The organism is Deinococcus hopiensis KR-140, assembly GCF_900176165.1.
GTDB classification, from domain to species: Bacteria; Deinococcota; Deinococci; order Deinococcales; family Deinococcaceae; genus Deinococcus; species Deinococcus hopiensis.
The window spans coordinates 164,041-184,083 of record NZ_FWWU01000006.1; the positions used below are offsets into that span (position 1 = coordinate 164,041).

The 20,043-nt window shown below is 66.2% G+C and carries 14 protein-coding genes; 3 read left to right on the forward strand and 11 right to left on the reverse strand.

Going from position 1 to position 20,043, the window contains the following annotated elements:
• Positions 1–101: 101 nt before the first annotated feature.
• Positions 102–2,567, reverse strand: coding sequence for a heavy metal translocating P-type ATPase (locus tag B9A95_RS07485; protein ID WP_084046306.1), 2,466 nt, complete (start codon positions 2,565–2,567; stop codon positions 102–104).
• 455 nt (positions 2,568–3,022) lie between these two features.
• Between B9A95_RS07485 and B9A95_RS07490 the strand changes: the two genes are divergently transcribed.
• Complete coding sequence (locus tag B9A95_RS07490; protein WP_084046307.1) at positions 3,023–3,595, forward strand: hypothetical protein; 573 nt, start codon at positions 3,023–3,025, stop codon at positions 3,593–3,595.
• Between the two features lie 191 nt (positions 3,596–3,786).
• On the opposite strand, the gene B9A95_RS07495 is transcribed toward B9A95_RS07490, so the two are convergent.
• Positions 3,787–4,734, reverse strand: coding sequence for an RNA ligase family protein (locus B9A95_RS07495; protein ID WP_084046308.1), 948 nt, complete (start codon positions 4,732–4,734; stop codon positions 3,787–3,789).
• Positions 4,735–5,618: 884 nt separating this feature from the next.
• Positions 5,619–6,167 carry a GNAT family N-acetyltransferase gene (locus B9A95_RS07505; protein ID WP_084046310.1) on the reverse strand — a complete coding sequence of 183 codons (549 nt, stop codon included), beginning with the start codon at positions 6,165–6,167 and terminating at the stop codon, positions 5,619–5,621.
• A 631-nt stretch (positions 6,168–6,798) separates the two neighbouring features.
• Between B9A95_RS07505 and B9A95_RS07510 the strand changes: the two genes are divergently transcribed.
• Positions 6,799–7,203 (forward strand): DUF7010 family protein, encoded by a 405-nt coding sequence (locus B9A95_RS07510; protein ID WP_084046311.1) that lies wholly within the window; start codon positions 6,799–6,801, stop codon positions 7,201–7,203.
• A gap of 53 nt (positions 7,204–7,256) precedes the next feature.
• On the opposite strand, the gene B9A95_RS33395 is transcribed toward B9A95_RS07510, so the two are convergent.
• The 5 genes from B9A95_RS33395 to B9A95_RS07535 form a co-directional block, all read right to left on the reverse strand.
• A complete protein-coding gene (locus B9A95_RS33395) occupies positions 7,257–7,412 on the reverse strand; it encodes a hypothetical protein (RefSeq protein ID WP_170928501.1) in 156 nt (51 codons plus the stop codon).
• Between the two features lie 184 nt (positions 7,413–7,596).
• A complete protein-coding gene (locus tag B9A95_RS07520; protein WP_084046312.1) occupies positions 7,597–10,176 on the reverse strand; it encodes an HD domain-containing phosphohydrolase in 2,580 nt (859 codons plus the stop codon).
• Positions 10,177–10,180: 4 nt separating this feature from the next.
• On the reverse strand, positions 10,181–11,464 hold the full coding sequence (locus tag B9A95_RS07525) for a S8 family serine peptidase (RefSeq protein ID WP_245808177.1): 1,284 nt from the start codon (positions 11,462–11,464) through the stop codon (positions 10,181–10,183).
• A gap of 1,249 nt (positions 11,465–12,713) precedes the next feature.
• Positions 12,714–13,265 carry a hypothetical protein gene (locus B9A95_RS07530; protein ID WP_139806570.1) on the reverse strand — a complete coding sequence of 184 codons (552 nt, stop codon included), beginning with the start codon at positions 13,263–13,265 and terminating at the stop codon, positions 12,714–12,716.
• A gap of 79 nt (positions 13,266–13,344) precedes the next feature.
• Positions 13,345–13,848 carry a hypothetical protein gene (locus B9A95_RS07535; RefSeq protein WP_084046315.1) on the reverse strand — a complete coding sequence of 168 codons (504 nt, stop codon included), beginning with the start codon at positions 13,846–13,848 and terminating at the stop codon, positions 13,345–13,347.
• 834 nt (positions 13,849–14,682) lie between these two features.
• Here B9A95_RS07535 and B9A95_RS07540 point away from each other — a divergent pair.
• Positions 14,683–15,549 (forward strand): cupredoxin domain-containing protein, encoded by an 867-nt coding sequence (locus tag B9A95_RS07540; RefSeq protein ID WP_084046316.1) that lies wholly within the window; start codon positions 14,683–14,685, stop codon positions 15,547–15,549.
• Between the two features lie 48 nt (positions 15,550–15,597).
• Here the strand turns inward: B9A95_RS07540 and B9A95_RS07545 are convergent, their stop codons facing one another.
• From B9A95_RS07545 to B9A95_RS07555, 3 genes are all read right to left on the reverse strand, one after another.
• Positions 15,598–16,479 carry a hypothetical protein gene (locus B9A95_RS07545; protein WP_084046317.1) on the reverse strand — a complete coding sequence of 294 codons (882 nt, stop codon included), beginning with the start codon at positions 16,477–16,479 and terminating at the stop codon, positions 15,598–15,600.
• Positions 16,480–17,977: 1,498 nt separating this feature from the next.
• Entirely contained in the window at positions 17,978–18,220 is a 243-nt protein-coding gene (locus B9A95_RS07550) for a hypothetical protein (RefSeq protein ID WP_084046318.1), read from the reverse strand.
• Between the two features lie 393 nt (positions 18,221–18,613).
• Positions 18,614–19,990, reverse strand: a complete 1,377-nt coding sequence (locus B9A95_RS07555; protein ID WP_084046319.1) for an FAD-dependent oxidoreductase — start codon at positions 19,988–19,990, stop codon at positions 18,614–18,616.
• Positions 19,991–20,043: the final 53 nt, after the last annotated feature.

The window sequence follows — 20,043 nt, forward strand, 5'->3', positions numbered from 1 at the left end:
TCACGGCAGGCCGTACTGCAAGGAGACGTGCTCTCCATCGTTCGTCGCTGCCACCTGACGGCCGATATGGCGGTCACCGGCAAGCACGGGTACGGAACTCCTCAGACGCGGTGGGGCACTGGGGCGGCAGTGGCGGGGCTGGGAAGAGCGGAATCACTCCCCTTCCAGCGGAGCAGGCGCAGGGCATTGGCGGTGACGAGGGCCGTTGCGCCGGTGTCCGCCAGGACCGCCATCCAGAGGTTGGTGTAGCCCAGCAGGGTGGTCACGAGAAAGATCAGCTTGAGGCCCAGCGCAAAGGCGATGTTCACCTTGATATTGCCCATTGTCGCGCGGGAGAGCCGCACAAGGTCCGCCACACCGCTGACCCGCTCTTGCAGGAGCGCTGCGTCCGCCGTTTCGAGCGCCACATCCGTGCCGCCGCCCATCGCAATCCCCACGTCGGACTGGGCCAGCGCCGGCGCGTCGTTGATGCCGTCGCCCACCATCGCCACCCCACCCTGCGCCTTGAGGTCCGCGATGAGGCGGAGCTTGTCCTCAGGCAGCAGTTCGGCCTTTACGTCCAGTCCCAGGTCCCGAGCGATGGCCTGTCCGGTCCGGGCATTGTCGCCGGTCAGCATCACGGTTTGGACGCCCAGTCCGCGAAGCTGCGCGATGGCCTCCCGGGCATCGGAACGCGGCTCGTCCCGAATGGCGATGACGCCCAGCGGGGTCGTGCCGTCCAGCAGCACCACCGTGGTACGTCCTTGCGCCTCGAAGGCCTCAATGGTTGCGCTGAGCTCGGGGGGGAGAGGCGCGAGCGTGGCCGCGTGGCGGGGCGAGCTGACGCTGAGCGCTCGGCCCTCCACCGTGGCGGTCACGGCCTTGCCGGGAAGCGACTGGGCGTTCTCGGCCGTGGGCATGGTGAGGTGGCCCTGTTGCGCGGCGCCGGTGATGGCTTTTGCCAGAGGGTGACTGCTGCCCGACTCCACGGCGGCGGCGAGGCGCAGCACTTCGTCGCGGTCCAACCCCTGCCCGATCACATCGGTCACGCGGGGCGTGCCTGCCGTCAGCGTGCCGGTCTTGTCGAAGGCGACGGTCTTGACGCTGCCGATGGCTTCCAGCGCGCCGCCGCCCTTGATAAGCAGGCCCCGGCGGGTTCCAGCGCTGATCGCGCTGGTGATGGCGGCGGGGACCGAGAGGACCAGCGCGCAGGGGCACCCGATCAGCAGCAGGGCAATGCCCTTGTAGAGCCAGGTGTACCAGTCGGCGCCGAACAGCAGTGGCGGAATGAGGGCGACCAGGGCCGAAACCGCCACCACACCAGGGGTATAGGCGCGGCTGAAACGGTCGATAAAGCGGGCGGTGGGGGCCTTGCTGCCCTCGGCCTCCTCGACCAGGTGGATGATCCTGGCGATGGTGTTGTCCCGGGCGGCCTTGTCCACCCGCACCGTCAGCACGCCGTCCGTGTTGATGCTGCCCGCGTATACGCTGTTGCCAGCGCTCTTTACGACGGGCACGCTCTCCCCGGTCACCGGACTGTCGTCGAGGCTCGACGTGCCGGTCAGGACGGTGCCGTCGGCGGGCACGCGCGCCCCCGGGTTGACCTGCACGGTCTGCCCGACTGCGAGTGAGTCCGCAGCAACCTCGCGGGTGGCCTGACCTTCGAGCAGGAGCGCGGTCTTGGGCGCGAGGGCCGCCAGCGCCTGAATGCCCGCACGCGCCCGTCCGGCGGCGATGCCCTCCAGCAGTTCCCCAACCGCGAAGAAGAACACGACGACGGCGCCTTCCGCCGCCTGACCGATCAGCACTGCGCCTACCGCAGCGAGGCTGACAAGCGTGTTGATGCTGAACGGATCTCCGAAGCGTGCGCTGGCAACGGCCTTCTTCCCCAGCGGCCACACCCCGAGCAGGGTGGCCGCAACGTAGCCGTACACGGAAAACCGGGGTTCGACGAATCCGAACAGCCAGGCGAGAGCGAGCAGGGCGCCGGAAGTGAGGACCAGGCGGCCCTGTGCTGTCGCGTACCAGGCTTGACCTGGCTTCGGCGCTCCGTGGGTGTGCCCAGCGTGCCCATGGCCGCTGCGGTCATGCTCCACGGCGGCGGGCGTTCCCCCCAACAATGAGGGGGTATAGCCCAGGGACTGCAGGTGGCGCTCCAGGGTCGCGCGGGAGGTCTGCGCCTCGTTCAGCGCGAGGGCCAGCGTCTGTTTGCTGAAGCTCGTCTTCACGTCCCCCGTGCCTGGCAGTGTGGCGACCATGCGCTCGACTTTCTGGACGCAACTGGCGCAGTCCATCCCATCCACAAGGTATTCGAGGTGGGCTGCGGCAGACGCAGCGGGCGTGGCCACGCGAAGGGGACGGGGAGCGTAGCCCAAGGCGCGCAGGTTCTCCTCGAGGCGACTCCGGGGGGTGTGCGCCTCGTCCAGCTCCAGCTCGAGGGTCTGCTTGTTGAAGCTCGTCTTCACCTCACCCACGCCGGGCAGCCGCTCCACCATGCGCTCGACCTTCTGCACGCATGCGGCGCAGTCCATCCCGTCCACAAAGTATTCGAGGTGGGTCGACATGGAGCGGGGGGCCGAGGAGGTCATGCCCTTACTATATATGAATGACCGCTCATACGTAGATGCAGCGGGGGGAGCCCGCGTATGGACGGCCTGCAAATCGGAGAAACAGGGAGGTGGGGCCAGGAGGGACGTGCTCGGCCTCGTCAACCGTGTCGGCGCCCCTGGGATATTCTTCCGCTCAAGGCCCAAACGTAAAATCTGAAACAGAAGGCGAGCAGCATCAGCATCCCGTCCTTCGGGCAGCTGGGCTCTGCGCCCAGACCCTTGCTCTGCCATACGGTTTCCGGATCATCAGCTATGAAATAACGGATGCTCCGGAATCCTTCTAAGCATGCCGTATGTAGAAGGGCAACCCTCACGGCGCCATTCTCGCCATACGCCTTCAAGTTCGCTCGCTGGGATCGGTCAAAAAGAAGTTCTCTCTTTGACAGCTGCGCTCAGTCAGCGTTAAATCAGAAAGTTGACTACCTTGTTGCCAGATGACTCTGCCCCGCATCCTCGGCTCTGCCCTCTTCGCGCTCCTCACCGTGACTTCGTCTGCAATCGCCGGGGGTGGCCAACCTACGGCTGATCCCGCGCGCCTGCTTCGGGGCGGTCCCGGCTTCACCGTGAACTTTGCAAGCGCGAGCGCCTCGAACGCCACGTACCTCGCGTCCGCCCCGGGTGCTGGGGTTCTGGGCCTCGTCCTGTCGAGCGAGGCAACGCGCCTTGCCGAGGCCGCACAGGTCCGCCGCCTCTCGCTCCGCGCTCCACTCGATGCGGACGGGCACCTCGGTCCACGCGTGCGCCGGGCCCTGTTGACGGCTTCAAACGCGCTGGCCTCAGCCTGCCTGGGACGCTCTACGGTGAACCTGCCACGCCTCGTGGATCTCGTCGTGTCGGGCGCACGGGTCAAGCTTCCCGCAGGGACGCGCGTGACCGTGGAGGAGGCCTTGCCCTTTGAGGTGGAGGCCCGTTCCCTCCCGGCCTCCACCTCACCGCGCGTCGTGGCCGTCGAGTTCTCGCTCGCAGGAAACCAGCCACGTTGCGCAATGCCGGCGCCCAGCCGCTGACCAGGGAGGCTGGGCACGATACGGTTTTCGGATCATCCGTTTCATCCCCTCTGCTGCGCAGCGTTGCACGTCCGCCCGGGTCCGCCCAGGCCAAAGCGCCTTGCCGCATTTTCTTCACCGCCACTCGCGTGGCAGAGGCCCTTGCTCCGCTGCCGGGGGTCTGAGAATGAGGGTGTGGCGCGGGGCAGGCGTCATGAGTGTTCCCCCCGCATGAGCCCTGCGGCGGCCAGACGAACCGCACGGGCAAGGTGCGCCGCTTCCTCCCTGGGCAGTGCGGAGAGGGCAGCGGGCAACGTGCCCTCCAGATCGATGAAGACGTCCAGCTCGACTTCGTCGAGGAGAGCCTTCAGGCTGTGCGGACCCACCTTCGACCGGGCACTCTCCAGACGGGCGCGGCCAACAAGCAAAGGTACCAGCGTCAGGAGGTCCGCAAGTGGCAGGGCACGGAGGGGGTCGAAGGCGCGACTCCCGTCAAAGTCAGCCTCTCGCATCTCGGGGATCTTGCGCTTGGCCGCCATGGGGCGGCCAAGCGGCATGCGTCTGTCCAGCCACAGCACGTACCCCTCGGCCACGTTTTGCGTCAGCGGAGGGAGATGGTGCCGCGCGGACACGCGGCTGAGAAACCGCTCGGGCAGGGCAATCAGTTCCGCCCGCGGTCCCCGCGCCAGCACCGGCGGAAGCATAAGCCCCACCGCACCCGCGAGATCCACCCACTCGTTTAGCGCCAGCAACTCGCCGCCCTCATCGTCAGGTTGAGCGACGAGGGCGGCGAAGGGAGACCAGTGCAGGTCCGGGGCATACCATATGCCCGTTTGAATGGGTGAGAAGGCATTGACCCTCGGCACGTCGCCATGCGGATAGCCGCCGCCATACAGCTCGCCGTACAGCACCAGGTCAGCGCCGGGGAGCAGCAGCCCATTTCGCTCAAACTCCGCACGCAGGGCGCGCGCCGCTTCCTCCAGTCGGGGACGCACCAACTGCCAGCCGAAGAATGGCTCCTCCGGGTCCAGCCAGGCCTTGCGCTTGCCAACGTGGAGCATGTCACCCACACCGAAGCCGAGGACGAGTTGCGCGCCGTGAATTTTTTCAAGAGCGACGTAAGGCCCCTCGGGGGCTGTGTCCGGGAGGGCAACACCCATTTTAGGAAAGGGACGAAACCGCACGGTTACCCGTCCGAGGACGCGCGGCCTCGCCGGAGCGGCCGCGCCACCACCTGCACGTTAGCGGGCCGCTCGGAAAGGTCAGGGCCGACTTCTTGCAACCGGAGCCGACTTCCACCACGCCACCTTGGGCCAGGCGAGGTCCCTCGCTGCTCTTCTGCGGGAGAAGGCCGCCCGGTTCCCGGTGCGCGGCGGCCTTTAGCTTCTCGGTGAATTCCAACATGGGACAGGGGGATGGGGACGACACTCCTTTCGGGGACGCGTTCTCGCCCCCAGTGGTATGGCCCACCCTAATTCACCCGTCCCCACGGCGCCTATCCCTCATCTGGCGGAGGCAGGAACAAGGCCCTGCATGGGCGCAGCAGGACCAAGGCGCGCATCTGAGGGTCGGCGGCTCCCCAGGCAACCGGTGAGCTCCAGCTTCACTGCAGGGAGGCCGCTTATCCCGCGCCGCAGTGTTGTCCCTCATATGGTTTGCGGGATCGTCCGCTCCCCTCCGCTCCGGTGATTCCACGCCTCTGTGCCACCATTTTTCCCGCCCACTCCGCTCTGGACAGTCCTTATCCGCCCCGCGGCTTTGAGCGTGCGTCGAAAACGGACGCTGCCCCTGTGCTGGCGCGCAGCAGATTAACAACCTGCGCCGGGCTGTACCCCAGGAACTTCTCCAAGGTCCACTTGCAGGCCTTCATGATGCGGGGACTGGTGGCCCCGTCCCGTTTGCTCCGTGGAGGGCGAGGTGGGCCCCGGTCAGCGCCGACCGCCTTACGCCGTAGGGAAGAAAGGCCATCTCCCTACGGCGTGTAGGCAAAGGGGCGAACACTGCGACCAACAAGTACCACTGCGTCCTGCCTCCACCCCCATTTTCAAGTCAGGAATTTGAGATCACGCCACCCAAAGCGGAGTTCGAGCAATTCACCTTCAGGAATGGCAACTCGCTTCTCACCGTCTTGCTCGCCTCCCATATGGCGGTAGAACGCACAGGTTGGATTTCCCTTCAATACCCAAAGTGCCATTGACTTAAACCCTCGGGCACGCAATTTGTCGGAAGCGGCGAGAAAAAGGGCTCGACCAAGGCCGCTTCCCTGAGCGGATCTCAGGAGGTAGATCGCATTGATCTCGGCGTCATAAGGCTTGTCCTGTTCGGTGCTTGCTTGGAGGTGTTCGCGCATCGCGCCGGCGTTAACGAAACCCACGACCGTGTCGGCATGACTCACAACGTAAGTGATTCGCGAGGAGTCAAGCACAAGATTCGACCACAGTTGCTCGCGCCGGAGACGCATGGTGTCATTGGTCATCCGCCCCAGAAAGCCTTCTGGGAGCAGTCCAGCGTACGTTTCCTTCCAGGACTGCACATGAACGGCGGCCAGACCTGCAGCATCCTGGGCCTGAGCAGGGCGAAGACGAAAGTCCATAACAGGAACGTTAGCACCCTCAAGGCTTCGAGGCGGGTAGAAATCACGTCCCACACGTAATTACATCACTTTGCCTACACGCCCTAGAACAAGCAGAGGGGGCTCAACCTTGGGGCCGCACCACAACTGTTCCTGTCCAAGGCCGAGGTGCCGCGCCTCCACAAGACGCTTCGCGCCCTTCCAGCTCACGCCAGCAAGGAAGGGCGCCGCTATATCCCTGCTCCGTTGGAGGAGGCGAGGAGACGCGCAGATAACCCCCTGCAGGGAGGACACATCAGGTGGCCGCAACGAAGGGGCGTCTCGAGGATTGCTCTGGCGCGAGGTCTAGAGCATGTGTCGAAAAGAAGACTTCTTTTTGACCGAGCAGCGCGAGCGAACCTGAAGGCGCGTGGGGAAAAGGGCGCTCCTCACGGCGCCCTTCCACTCGCCGCGCCATCCGGACAGATGCTTTATTGCTCCGCGGCGCGCCCGCTTCCACCTCCTGATATAACTGTGATCCGCGACCACCGCAAGTCCGTACCACCCCTCGTTGGCATTGGGTGGCATTTTTCTCTCCCTGTTTGGCGCAATATGGTTGACTGCTGCCAGTTAAGAGTATGCCGGTGCCCGTCCGCCGGTTCTGGCTGCCATCGTGATCATCAGCCTCTTCATCACCGTATGGGGCACGGCGCGCTTCCGCTCGCGTCGCCGAGAATTCTCCGGGGTCAGGGACAGTGCCGAAGGCAAACGGGTGCGCAAAGGCTTTATCGTGGTCAACGCCGTGCAGTGGTCCAGCATTGGCACTGCGGTCTTGCTGCTGGCTTTGACGGATCACTCGGCCTGGATCACACCCTGCGTCATCCTGATCACCGGGCTGCATTTCTTCCCGCTCGCGCAGCTGTTCCGCTACCGTGGGTACAACTTGACTGCGGCAGCACTGGTAGTGGTGGCCGTGCTCGCCATGCTGTTCGGCGATAGCCGCGGCGCTTTGCTGAGTTTGTTGGCAACGGGCACCACCTTGTGGGCGAGTGCAGTTGCCCTGTTAAGCGTCATATAGGCGTCGCCTTCAGGTTGTGCGTCACCACATAGTGGGCCGTCAGGTTGGCTCTGTCAGGGGGAGCGGGCGTGGTTTTGGGCTGAGGCGTACAGCACCTCGTGCGCTTGAAAGCCGAGGAACAGACGCAGCTTCGTGCGCTCCTCAAGGTGGATCAGGCACCCACCCGGAAACTCACCCATGCTCGCATCCTGCTCAAAGCGGATCAACATGCCAGCGGGATGCACGACAAGCAGGCAGAGCAAGCGGGAAAAAACGGTGACGGAGAGGCGTGGCACCACCGAAGCGGCGCGGACTTGCAAAGCTTTGCAGCAAAGGGGACGGAACGGATGATCCCGCAAACCGCGTTACAGTTCAGCGCCCGAGCGGCGTTACGTTGACAAAACGCCCCCGACGTCAGATTGAGTTTGAAGCCCCACGCTTTTCTCGACGGGCGAGCTTGACCTCATACATCCGCTGATCGCTCAAGTGGAGGAGGTCTCCGGCCGTTCGGGCATCCCCAGGAAAGGCGGCGCTTCCCAGGCTCGCTGTCGCTACCGGGAATCCCACGTGCTTGACCTCCCGCTGCGCACCTTCCAGCGCCTTATGGAGGGCCTCTGTCCCTGGATTTCCCGGAATCAGGACCACGAACTCGTCGCCACCCAGCCGGTACACCTCGCCCAAAGTCCCAAACCACTTTTTGAACGCTGAGGCGAAGGCTTGCAAAAAGGCGTCTCCGTGAGCGTGGCCCGAACGGTCATTGACAGCCTTCAGCCCGTCGAGGTCCAACGCTGCTACGGTGAGTTCCAACCCTTCCCTGCTTGCCCGCTCCAACATCTGATCCATCCGGATGTCGAATGCCCGCCGATTGCCAAGTCCAGTCAAGCTGTCCGTTCGCGCCAGGGAAGCCATGCGTTCTGCCGCCTGAACCGCTGCCTGGCGCGCCTGTTCAAGTTCACGGGTGCGCTCCACGAGCAACTCCTCGAACACCGTGAGTACGTGGTTCGTATCCTCCTGCGTGAGGGGAATCAGCTCATCTTCTACCAGGACATCCCGTGGGTCGTGCTGCGTCAGAATGGGGAGGGCCAGGTCCACCAGCGTAGGATCAAAGTGGGTTCCCCGTTGCCTGGCGATCTCCTCCGCGGCCTGCTCTGGCGTCCAGGCGGTTTTGTAAGGTCGGGCCTGCGTCAGGGCATCAAAGACGTCTGCCAGGGCAACGATTCGGCCCGTGAGGGGGATCTGCTCGCCCTCCAGACCCTCCGGGTACCCCCCACCGTCCCAACGCTCATGATGGGTCCGGGCAATCTCTTCTGCCATGCGGAGGAGTTCCGATCGCCCACCGGAGAGAATGCGGGAGCCGATGAACGTGTGCGTCTGCATCTGCCGGTACTCGTTGGCGTCAAGCTTGCCCGCCTTCAGCAAGACGCTGTCGGGAATCCCGATCTTACCGACATCGTGAAGCCGCGCCGCAACGCTGAGCACACCCGCCTGCTCTTTTGACCACCCCAGCGCCAGGGCGATGGAGGCCGCGGCGCGCCCCACCCGGCGGGTGTGCTCCCCGGTGGTGTCATCCCGGTACTCAGCGGCCATGGCCAACCGCGTCACGACCTCCTGCTGGGCCTGCGCGAGTTCGGCCGTGCGTTCCCACACGATCTTCTCAGCCGCTTCACGCCCCTGGCGTTCCAGGTCCGTTCTGACCCTGTACATCTCCATCTCGTGGCGAGCGCGGGTCACCTCGAACTGGATGCTCAAGTTGCGCGTCTGGCGGTCGCGCTCGGCGTTGAACAGTTCACGCTCGATGCGGAGCACTTCCCTGGTGTGCATCAGGGACAGCTCCAGGTTCCCAGAGTGCTGGAACACCTCGGCAAGCACCTCGTGGGCGGTTCCCTGCTCTTTAACCGATTGAACCTCGGTCGCCAGCTGGAGGCCGGCCTCCAATTCCTGCCGGGCAACAGCGAGGTCGTTCTGCCGCAAATAGAGTTTCCCCAGCTGCAAGCGGGCTTCAAGTTCTGCCTGCTTGCTCCCCGTCTTCAACGCCAGGTTCAGCGCGGCCTGCAGCGCTCCGTGCGCCTGCTCCAATTCGCCAACCTGCAGGTACAGGGTGCCCAGGCCGTCCAGGGCATGCATCTCGATCACCTGATTCACGGACTTCTGGCTGAGCTGCAAGGCCGATTGCAGTGGAGCGCGGGCCTGATCGGGATGGCCCGCTTCCAAGAAGAACATGCCGAGATTCAAGCTGGCCATGGCCTGGAACCGGGCATTTTTAGAGGTCACCGCGGACTGGTAGGCGGTCTGCATCACTTCAATGGCCAGCCGGGGGTCTCCGTTGGCGCTGTGAACGTTCGCCAGGTTATGCAGAATGGGCGTTTCCAACTGCAGGTTCATCGGCTGGGTTTGGTAGAGGGTGTAAGCGGACGTGAGCGTCCGGATGGCCTCACCGTACTGGCCGAACCACATCTGGGTGATTCCGATGTTGGTCAGGCACTGGATCTGACCCGTGACGTCTCCCTCCAACTCGCGCAGGGTGAGGGCTTCATTCAGGAGCCCCAGCGCCGTGGACGTGTGTCCCTGCTGGTGGTTCACGGCGGCCAGGTGGTTCAGGGCCGCAGCCCGAATCCCCGCTGGCCCGCCCGTGTGCTCGGTGAGGACCACCGCGCGCCTCAGTTCCTCTCCAGCTCCGCCGAATTCACCAAGGTCCAGGAGCACTTTGCCCAGGTGCGTCCGCGCCTGCGCTTCCAGGGACGAGTCGCCAAGCTCTTCGGCCTCCCGAGCGACAGCCAGGAGCGTCTCCCGGGCTTCGTCGAGCAGCATGTTGGCCTGCTGCGCCCGTCCGAGCAGAAAGCGGCTGAACAGCGCCTTCCGGCCATGCAGAGGCGGCACTTGCAGCACGCAGGCTTGCGCCTGAGCAAGCGCCGCAGGAGGATCATCGCTCAGGCGCGTGACGATGGTGTTCCACACGGATTCTATCGCATCTGGGTGGGCGGCGGGATCAATCATGGCGTTAGTGCACGGCGCTGCTCAGAAAGGCCTTCAGGTCCAGGCGCCCTTGCTCGCCCAGCTTGCCGGCGTACGCCGCGTTGGCACCATTGCTGTAGACGTTCGCTGCCGTCTGCTTGACGAGGTTGGTCAGGCCGGCAGGGCCCGCACCCGCGCTCAGGGCCAGGGCCAGCGCTCCGCTGGCCATGGGGGCGGCCATCGAGGTGCCGCTCCAGGCCGCCATGCGGCCCTCAGGCGCGGGCGCATACACCTGCTCTCCCGGCGCCACCATCTCCAGATTGGAGGCGTAGTTGGAAAAGCTCGACTTCAGGTCGTTCAGATCCACGCTGCCGACGCTGAGGCTGCTGTTCCCAACTTCTCTGGTTTCCGCCACCGCTGCGGGATAGGTGATCTTGTTGCGGTCCTCGTTTCCAGCGGAGGAAACCACGAGAACACCCTGATCCGAGGCACGCTGCAAGGCCTCCTGCACCACTTTGGAGACTTCCGTACTGCCGAGACTCAGATTGATAATCTGCGCTCCCCGCGCAACAGCCCAGTCGATGGCCTGGGCGATCATCACCACGTCGCCAGAGCCGTCCGGCCCGAGCGCACGCAGCGGCATAATTTTCGCCTGTGGAGCAACCTGCAGCACGATGCCAGCCACATTGGTCCCATGGCCATACGCACCAACGCCGAACGTTCCTTCTTCCTGAGGAACACCGTCGTTGCTGTAAAAGTCGCGCCAGGTTCCAGGGTCGCTGAGCGCTCCTTCAAATGCCGGGTGTGCCAGGTCAATGCCCGAGTCGATCACAGCGACGGTCACGCCCGCACCTAGCCGGGGCGCGAGCAACTGTCCCTGTTCCAGGTTGATTTTCTTCCACAGCGCGGTGTTCTCAGGGAGGGGAGCAAACACACCGCCGGACCACATGGAGATCTTGCCGCCAGACCACATCGAAATTTTTCCACCGGACCACATGGAGATCTTGCCGCCCATGGTCGCCGTCATGGCACCCCCACCCCCGAAGACATCGCGGTTGGGCTCGACGTAGATGTCTCGGCCTTTCAGCGCACCCACGCTTTGCGCCTTCAGGTCATGATTCAACCCGACGAGCGCGGAACAGTGCTCGCCAGCAGCGCAATCGTTCCACTCCAGGACGGTGCCGCCAACGATCTGCGCCAAGTCCTCAGGCGTGTCACTGCTTTGCAATGGAACGATCGCAACATGCCCGAAGCGCTCGGGAGTTCCCTGCGCTTGTGACGCTGGCGGCACATTGGAGCAAGCAGTGGCGAGCGTAAGTGTGAGCAGCATAAGAGGGGAATAAGTACGCTTCATAAGGGCCTCCATCAGGACGCGAGAATCTAGCATGGCATCAACTTATTGTGGGGTTCTCCCCTCACAGGATACTTACACGCAGAACCTGATTGCGCGCCGCTCCGCGCTGGACGGCAACTCAGGCCCCTCGCGTCCTGTATGTCTCCGGTACCCTTTCCACGGTGGATGGGACCAGGCCTCCCCTCTTCCCGTGTGGTCTCTTCGCCGAACAGCTTGACCTGGGGCTGCCACCGCCCGCTGCCCCCCGTCCACGCCCCCGTCTGCCGCCACCCGCACGGTCAACTGGAACTGCCATTCACTCGCGGGCCGCAGGAAACGCCGCCTGCGGGGCCCACCGCCCGCAGAAGCAAAGCCTGGCGCCCGGGTACTCCGCGCAGGCCCCTCCGAAGTATCCAGCCGGTTTTCCATAGCCTCTCCCCCATTTCCCAGTGGTTTGTGAGTGGGGCGCAGCCGTGGGAAGGTGTGCCGGTCACACCCACGCGGGCCACGAGGCGGCTGACGGCGATACCGGGCCCGAACAGCACCGTCTGGACGCCTTGCAAGCGGAGGGAGAAGCGGCGGTACCGCCAGGGGACAGAGCCGGTGACGCTCAGTGCGAAGCGGTGACGGTGCGGCTTCGGGTGCGGTCACAGCGCACCACCCCACGCGCCTGAAGTGGCCAGGACCGGCCCTGCGGCGGCGGGGTCCCCGGCGGGACCTGGACGAGGCAGATGCCGGGATGGCAGGATCAAAGGCTGGCTCCGGCGGGCCCCGGTAAACACGAAACCGTGCTGAAGCAGCCTTTTGCGCCAAATTCTAAGGAGTGCGGTTGATCCGCGGTGCAGTCACTGGTTCACCCGAACCGACGTGCAACGCTGCGCCGCAGAGGGGACGGAACGAATTCCCCGGGAAACCGTATACCGGGCGAGTCACGCGGAACCTTCGGCGCTGGCCGCACGTTCAAGGTGGGCGTTCTCACCCCCGTTTCCAGTATCTGTGTGGGCAACCCTGACCCTGGGCGCGGCTGGCCGCACCTGGCGAGATGCCCGCCGCGACCAGCCGTACCGGGATCACGCAACAGTTACTGGCCCGTCCGGAGGGCACGGTACCGCTCTCTCATACGGTTTTTGGATCATCCGTTCCATCCCCCTCTCCGTCACCGGTTTTCCTGTCCCTTCTGGGGCGCAGCGTTGCACGTCGGTTCGGGTTGGCCCACGGTTTCATCACGCATGAAGCGGAATCCTTGTCAGCGGTTGGCGGCCTTCCAGTCGTTCACGAGCTGTTTCAGGGACGTCGAGGTGTGCTTGAGCAGCCCTGACCTGACCTCGGCCTCCGCCGGGTTGACCTCGCCGTAGTTCACCGCCGACCAGCGGCGTTGACCGCCCAGCCAGGAAGTTGATTCCCAGTCGGCCTCATCCTCCACGTAGGCAGAGACCTGCGTTTCCACAGTGGGGCTGCCCCGAATGGACCTCAGCCTGAGCGACACGTTGAGGTCCGCGTTCGAGCGGCACACCTCTTGTTCCCGGTACTTCACGCCTCCGGCGCGCAGGAGCGTCTTGACCTGGGCGTAGATCTGGGCGTCCAGCCCGGTGAGCTTCACGGCGATGCCAGACTCGGCCGTGACCGATACCGTGAGCATGGGGCTCACGCACAGCGTGGCGCCCCTCAAACCGGGCGGTGGGGCGGCCAGGCTGGTGGGCAGCGTGCACAGTGCCAGGGCGACCGGCAGACGCCAGGGGCCCACTGGGTTCTGCTCGGCGCGGCCCGTTGTCCCCTCGCCCGAATGGATCGACGTCATGGTCATCCTCCCTTCCTCATGAGAACGGCGCGCCTGGTGCGCAGGCGCGCCCAGCAGCTTTTCAAGCCGTGCGTTCACCTCAGCGCTTGTACCGGTTGTAGTGCGCGACGCTGCCGGACTGCCCCTGCATTACCAGGATGTCCCCCCCGTTTGAATCACGCTCGAAGCGGAAGGTCCAGGTCTCTGGATGGATCTCCGAGTTGCTCCAACCGTTCGATGGCCTGCAGGTGTAGCCCTTGTTGACGCCCTCCTGCGGCCGGTAGGTTACCCGGTCGCCCCCGATCTTCACGGTGCCCTTCTCGTAGATCAGGAGTTTGGAGGTGCAGCCGTAGGTCGTCAGCGACAGCAGCCGGGTACGCTCGTAGCGGCCATTGGCCATGAAAGTGACGATCTCGGTCGCGCCGCTGGCGTCCTGCCACCTGTCGGTGGTGGGATCGTAGTAGTCGGTGGAGGACAGGGTGCCGTACACCCAGCTGCCGAGCATGGGCGCCGTCACGGGCGAGCCGCCCTGCGCCGCAGGGGCGGCCGAAGCGAGGGGGAGGGCGGCGAGGGTCAGGGCGGCTCTGGCAGCTTTTTGGAACATAGGAGACCTCTTTTCGGGGGGCAGTCTGAACGCCCCCATTCCTCTCCGGGGGAGGTGAAGGGACCGTAGTTCCTCCCCCCTGATTTCCGCGTGATTGTGTTTCCTCCGCGCCGCCGAGAATGCCCTGCCAGGAGCGCGCAACGGTCCGTCTGCCCTGGGTTCCCGGCCGGACCCTTTCCCTCCTGCGCTGGCCTTCCCGCCCTCCTACGCGCCGTGGACGGGCAGGCGCCCCAGCCCCGCACCGCGCGCCTGTACGCTGGGGAACTCCAGCAGCGTGCCGGGGGTCGCAAAGGAGCGGCGCTGCGTGCCCTGGGGCAGCCGGACCGGGGCGCTCCACCTCCGAGCCGGTTCAGTTCATGCTGATCACAGTTGTCCGAATGACGTCGTGAGCGGAAGGGGCATCCCTCACGGCTCCGTTCTCCCCAGTGTGCATTCAGGCTCGCTCACGCTGCTCGGCCAAAAGAAGGCTTTTTTTGACGCATGTCCTCAACCTCAGGGGCGGTCGGGGAGAAGCGGCGGGAACGGCGTGGGCACCGCTGCGCTGCCGGGCGGCCAGCGGCAGCGCTGTCGCCGGGCCGAGGGCGACCACCGGGCACGGCCACCTTCTGCCCAGAATGGGGCCCGGTAAAGCGCACCGCAGAACGTCCCGTCTGGTCGGCCGGTCATCCGCCGCCTGTGCTCCACGTGCGCCCATCCAAAGCGCTGGGCCGCGGGAGCCGAGCACGCGGGCCGGAGCGCGTCCCGGCGCCCAATCACGCTTGGATCAGACCTCCTCTTTTAGCGTCCCTTCAGGCCGGAAGCGGCGTTCCCCGCTCCGGCCCAGGAGGAACCACCATGACGAAGACCAACGCTGCCCGCCACCTGCTGACCCTCGCCCTGACCGCCGCGCTCACCGCACCTGCCCTCGCCCATGCGGGCCACACCCATGGGCAGGCTCCCGTACAGGTTCAGGCCCAGGACCACAAGTTCGCCACCCCTGCGGGCGTGACGACCGGCTGGACGACCTTCGAGCTGAAGAACACCGGCCAGGAGCCGCACCACATGCAGCTCGTCCGCCTGCCGGGCGGCATGACCCAGGCAGACTTTCTGGCAAAGTTGAGGGAGAACGAGGGCGCGGCCCTCGCCGGCGTCGAAATGGTCGGCGGCGTGGGCATGCTTCTGCCCGGCCAGGCGCAGCGGGTGACGGTCAACCTCGCCGAGCCCGGCACCTATCTGGAGCTGTGCTTCGTCCCAGACGCAAAGGGCGTGCCCCACCTCGCGCTGGGCATGGTGCAGAGCTTCCAGGTGACGACGGGCGCGGCTCAGGCCCAGCCTCCCAAGGCCGACCTCAAGGTCAAGTTGGTGGACTACGGCTTCGAATTACCCAAGGGTGTGGCGATCACCGAGGGTCCGCAGGTCTGGGAGGTGACAAACGCTGGGCCCGAGGGGCACGAAATGCTGGTGTTCAGAATCGCTCCCGGCAAGACGATGGCGGACGTGGCCGCGTACATGCAGAAGCCTGAGGGACCCATGCCGATCATTCCGGCAGGTGGCGCGCAGGCCGTCACGAAGGGCCGCACCTCGTACGCGCACCTGAACCTCGCGCCCGGGGACTACATCCTGCTGTGCGGCGTTCCGAGCCCCAGCCACCAGGGCGCGCCGCACGCCGCCCTCGGCATGATTCGCCCCTTCAAGGTGGTGGCCAAGACTGCCCAGAAGTGACGCCGGAACGGGCTGGAAATGGGCGCAGAGCGGTGGTGGTCCCCGCCGTCAGGCAGGCTGCCCCTGTGTCCGCGCGAGGCGCGTCAGCGCTTCTTGAACTCCGGCCTCCCGCCCACGCTTTTGCCACTCACCGAACAGGTCTGCTCCCAGCAGGGACCGCGCGGAGCGTTCCACCTGCGCGAGCGTTGACCCGGTCCCGCTGTCCCACGTCGTCGGCTGGAGCCCACGCTGACGTTCCAGGACGCCCGAGAGCCACCCCAGCGACGGGCCGTCGCCACGCGCGAGCGCCAACTGCGCCCAGCCCGTCAGCACCGCCAGGCGCCCCATGGCCGAGTCGAGGGCGTCCGCGTACGGCCCGGCCTGGCTCAGGTGCTCCGCCGCCTCTGCGAAGTGCCCTGCGAGCCGCTCACCCTGGGCGAGGTAAACGCGGGACATCAGCAGGATGTAGGTGCTGCTGGTCTGCTGGGCGACTTCGTGCATTCGCCACGCGAGGCGCGTGATTTCCGGGGCGTCCTGCCGAGTCTGCGGCACGACCATCCGGGCGTGCAGGGCCATTGACGTGATGAAGGGGTCGCCATGCCCTTCAGCGAGGGCAATCGATTCCCGCGAGAGGTGCTCGGCCTCTTCCAGAAGTCCGCGGTGCATCACGGCGGAGGTGCGGTAGCCGAGCGTCAGGACCTGCCCGACCACCACGCCCTCGGCCGCGTACCGCCGGGTGCCCTCGGTCATGAAGGTCTCGGTCCCGGCCAGGTCGTGCTGCCAGTAGGCGCGCAGGCCGCGTGCCAGAGCGATTCGCGCCTGGCTCCGGTTCGAGAGGGTGTCCAGCGCCGAATGCTCGACCAGGGGCGTGAGGGCGCGGACGCCCTTAATGAACCAGGGATTCAGGGGAGCCATCAGGCAGATCAGCTCGGCGAGTTCGGCCGCACACACATGAAGTTATTTTAAACGTTGGGTTCAGGCATGCGCCAATCCCCTGTCCCCGAACGAAGGGTGGAGTGCAGCCGTGAGGCGGAGGATGGGCGGCAGGTGGTAAGCGGCTCCGGGCCCTCCGGGCACAGGCCCTGCACCCACCCGCCTTCTCCCACTTCAAAGGGGCTTCGGAAGCGGCGGCCGGGCGTTCGACCGCGCTTTTCCGGGTCGCGTCTGCCTGCTGGCCCTTGCCCCGTTCCATCCTGCCGCTCTCCCAGGGGCGTCATCGGCGTGGAAGCGGGGCAGGGCGGCCCAGCGCAAAGACCGTTCGCCAGAGCTCGGCGGACGGGGTCTTCGCCTTCATCCTGCCGACCAGGCGGTGGCTTTTCTGGCAATCGAGCGCCTTGCGGCCCCCGTATGCTCGGCTGAACAGCGCGTCCATCTCGCGGGCGCTCGGGTGCGGACTGCACGTGCCGCCTGAGCGCCGCGCTCCAGTGGACCACTGTCCGGTGGCCCGGGGTCAACGGGGGCAGGGGGCCACAGGACGGCACGCTGCGGGCGAGGAGCGCCCGCGCCGCCGCGTCACCCGCGTCCCGCGTGTCTACCCGGGACACCAGCGACCAGCGGGAGGGGAAGCGGCCCGCGAGCAACTCTTCCCACCCCACGCGTCTGAATGTCGTTGCCGGGAATTTGGGGTTGTGGTGCGGCAGCCGCAGGCCGAAAAGGGTTCCGCGCCACAAGGCGGGAGAATCGGCTGCTCCCGTCCGCGTGGACGCCGGAGAACACCAGCCGGACCCCCTCACGCCCGCAGGCAGAGACGGAGGTTCTCGGCTGCTCCTCTTTCTGTGCCGTGGGGCGGGCGGAGAAGGCGGCGTGGACACCCTTGTCCGGGCGCCGGTGCCACAGGCTCCAGCGCTCCCCGCGCGAGCAGCGCCAGCACAGCCGGAGGCCCGGTGGAGCCTGTGGCACCGGCGAGGATACGCTGGGCAGGAAGGAATTGAGAAACGGTGTTCTGTACCGGGGGGTTGACGGCGCGGTCCTCGCGTCGGGGAAGGAAGGGCAACAGAGTTGAGATGACCGGGGCGTGCCCCGGGCTCCGCGTGAGGTTTCACTCCAGGTGCGGGGTTGTGGGCGGGATCGAGGCGGAGCGCCGATGGACCTGAACGGTTTGCTGTTCGGACGGTCGTTCGTCGTCCCTGCGCAGCCGTCCTTGTAGGTGTCGGACGTGGTGTCCTGTCCGGTCATCTCGAGCCTTTGGCGAGAAGGCCAGGGTGGAAGGCCCCCGCGACAGCTGAGCCGCGCTTCCACCGTGGCCCTGACTGTCCCCGCCATGGAGGCGTTCTCGTCGTAGACGGGGTGATGGCGCAGGATGGTGGGCGTGGAGGCCTGGCAGGTCTCGAAGGTCGTCTTTTCCATGTGGCCGGGATTCGTGTACTCGCCCGAACTGACCTGCTCCAGCACCAGGGTGGTGTGTAGGCGCCGACTTCCTCGCCGCCGGTGCAGTCGGCCACGCTCAGGTTCATGACCTGCCCGCCCCTGACCTGTCCTCCACCCCGTCCTGGTGGCCCAGGCCCAGCGCCGTGGGGACGGTACCGGCGCGTTCCTTCCCGGTGTGGCTGAAGCCCAGGTGTACGGGCCTGGCGAAGGCCACGCCCTCTGGAGTCTGGCGGTAGGCCTTGCCCACCCGTCCCCTGGTGGTGCCTGGCATTTCCTGAATGCCCGCCGCGTGATAAGGATTGCGGTTGATCTGCGGTGCAGTCACGGGTTCACCCGAGCGGACTTGCGTCGCAGCAGAGCGGACGGAACGGATAATCCGGAAACCGTATGGTTCCCCCCAGGGCTCCAGCAGGAACGCCGCTTCTCACGCTGCCACCGGGCAACTGGAGCCGCCCCCGAATGGCCGATCACGGCCGTGATGGGTAACCCGGTGGCCGTGCCGGTGGGGCAAGGCAGAGTGGAGTGGGCCGGGGGGTGCCGGGAAGCTGGGTGGAGGGCGCCTGGGTACCGGGGGCCGTGGTCCAGCCACCGAGAATGAGGGCCGGGCCGCCGGGCAGGGAGGGTACGCCTGGGGTGGGCAGGCGCGTGAGCACACCCGGTGGGTGGAGGGGAAGCGGCGACGGGGCGGACCGCCAAACCCGCCGGTCTGGAGCTGGAACTAAAGGTTGGGCTGGACGGCGGGCGGGCTAGCCTGGGGCGCCCTGCTGGGCGCCCGGGCGCGCAGGACCCGCAGCACGAAGGTGGGCGCGAACAGCGCCGCCGGTGACCGCACCATCTGCCCCACCTGGAAAAAGGTTCTGGACACCGCGCCGTCGTACACGGCGGCCTGTTGAACGCGGTTCAGATACCTGCCCAGGACGCGGCTCGCGGGCGGCTGGGGCCAGTTGGCTTCCGGGTAGCTGCCGTCGCTGCCGGTGACCACGCTCCACGGCAAGGTGAGTGCACGGTCTGCAAGGCGGAAATACCTGCGCCGCACGGCGTCCAGGTCCCGGGTTCCGCGGAGTGCGGTCCGCAGGGCCAGCGCCTCCAGGGCCGCAACTGTCATACCCTGGGCCGAAGACGGATTGAAGCTGCACAGCGCGTCCCCAATCACGATCAGGCCGCGCGGAAAGCGCCGCAGCTCCTCGTAGTGGTGGCGGACATTCGCCGGGTATCTGTGGACCGCGTAGTCCGACACCGGCTCCAGACTGCTCAGGAAGGCGGCCAGATCCGGATGTTCCAGGCTCCGGGCGAACTCCAGAACGCCCGCGTCGTTGGGAGGAGCGTGTTCGCCGTGCCACCCGGTCAGAAACACGTGCCAGCGGTCCCCTTCCGCCGCAAAACAGCCCATGACCCGCCGGTCTTTCGGCTGGTTGGGAAGGGTCACGAGCATCAGGTCACCGCCGAGGTGCTCCGGGGAGCGGCGGTAGAAGCGCGACGTGTACGTGACGTTGACCGGCAGGCGGGACTCACGCGGACGGGCGAAGCCGAGCTCCTTCAGCCAGGCGGGCGTGCGCGATCCACGCCCTGTGGCGTCCACGACGAGGTCGCCCATCAGGTCTTCTTCCGCACCGTCCGCCGTGCGCACCCGTACCCCACCTACAGCGGCGCGGTCCCCGACAGAGACGAAGCCCTTGACGGAAGTGCCGGCCCTCAGTCGCACGTTCGGCAGCGTGAGGGTACGGGTGCGCACCGCCGCCTCGATCAGAGGCCGCGTGGCGAACAGCAGGGGCAGGCCACTGTGGGACTTGGCGAGGTACGTGTCTCCCGCCACGATGCGCGTTGCGTGCGTCATGTCGCCGCTCAGGGCCCCCTGCGCGTGCAGTTCGGCTTCCAGGCCGGGGTACAGCTCCTCCAGAATCTGTTTTCCCCGCAGCAGCAGCGCGTGGGGCTGCTGCGACTGGGGAACGCCCTTGCGTGCGGTGGCGTGCGCGGAACATTCATCGCGCTCCAGCAGGGTGACTTGGGCGTAGGTTTCGGCGAGAACGCGGGCGGCCAACAGCCCCGCCATGCTCGCGCCCATGACGATGGCGTGCCGACGTTGCGTAACGGTCATACATTTCTCCTCGAATGCGGTGGGAGGGTCAGGGTGCCCCGCGTGTCGTCGCG

Bases quoted from the DNA above. Each gene is read 5' to 3' on its own strand.
- B9A95_RS07485 (WP_084046306.1), bottom strand. From the start codon at position 2,567: ATGACCTCCTCGGCCCCCCGCTCCATGTCGACCCACCTCGAATACTTT.
- B9A95_RS07490 (WP_084046307.1), top strand. From the start codon at position 3,023: ATGACTCTGCCCCGCATCCTCGGCTCTGCCCTCTTCGCGCTCCTCACC.
- B9A95_RS07495 (WP_084046308.1), bottom strand. From the start codon at position 4,734: ATGGGTGTTGCCCTCCCGGACACAGCCCCCGAGGGGCCTTACGTCGCT.
- B9A95_RS07505 (WP_084046310.1), bottom strand. From the start codon at position 6,167: ATGGACTTTCGTCTTCGCCCTGCTCAGGCCCAGGATGCTGCAGGTCTG.
- B9A95_RS33395 (WP_170928501.1), bottom strand. From the start codon at position 7,412: ATGTTGATCCGCTTTGAGCAGGATGCGAGCATGGGTGAGTTTCCGGGT.
- B9A95_RS07520 (WP_084046312.1), bottom strand. From the start codon at position 10,176: ATGATTGATCCCGCCGCCCACCCAGATGCGATAGAATCCGTGTGGAAC.
- B9A95_RS07525 (WP_245808177.1), bottom strand. From the start codon at position 11,464: ATGCTGCTCACACTTACGCTCGCCACTGCTTGCTCCAATGTGCCGCCA.
- B9A95_RS07530 (WP_139806570.1), bottom strand. From the start codon at position 13,265: ATGACGTCGATCCATTCGGGCGAGGGGACAACGGGCCGCGCCGAGCAG.
- B9A95_RS07535 (WP_084046315.1), bottom strand. From the start codon at position 13,848: ATGTTCCAAAAAGCTGCCAGAGCCGCCCTGACCCTCGCCGCCCTCCCC.
- B9A95_RS07540 (WP_084046316.1), top strand. From the start codon at position 14,683: ATGACGAAGACCAACGCTGCCCGCCACCTGCTGACCCTCGCCCTGACC.
- B9A95_RS07555 (WP_084046319.1), bottom strand. From the start codon at position 19,990: ATGACCGTTACGCAACGTCGGCACGCCATCGTCATGGGCGCGAGCATG.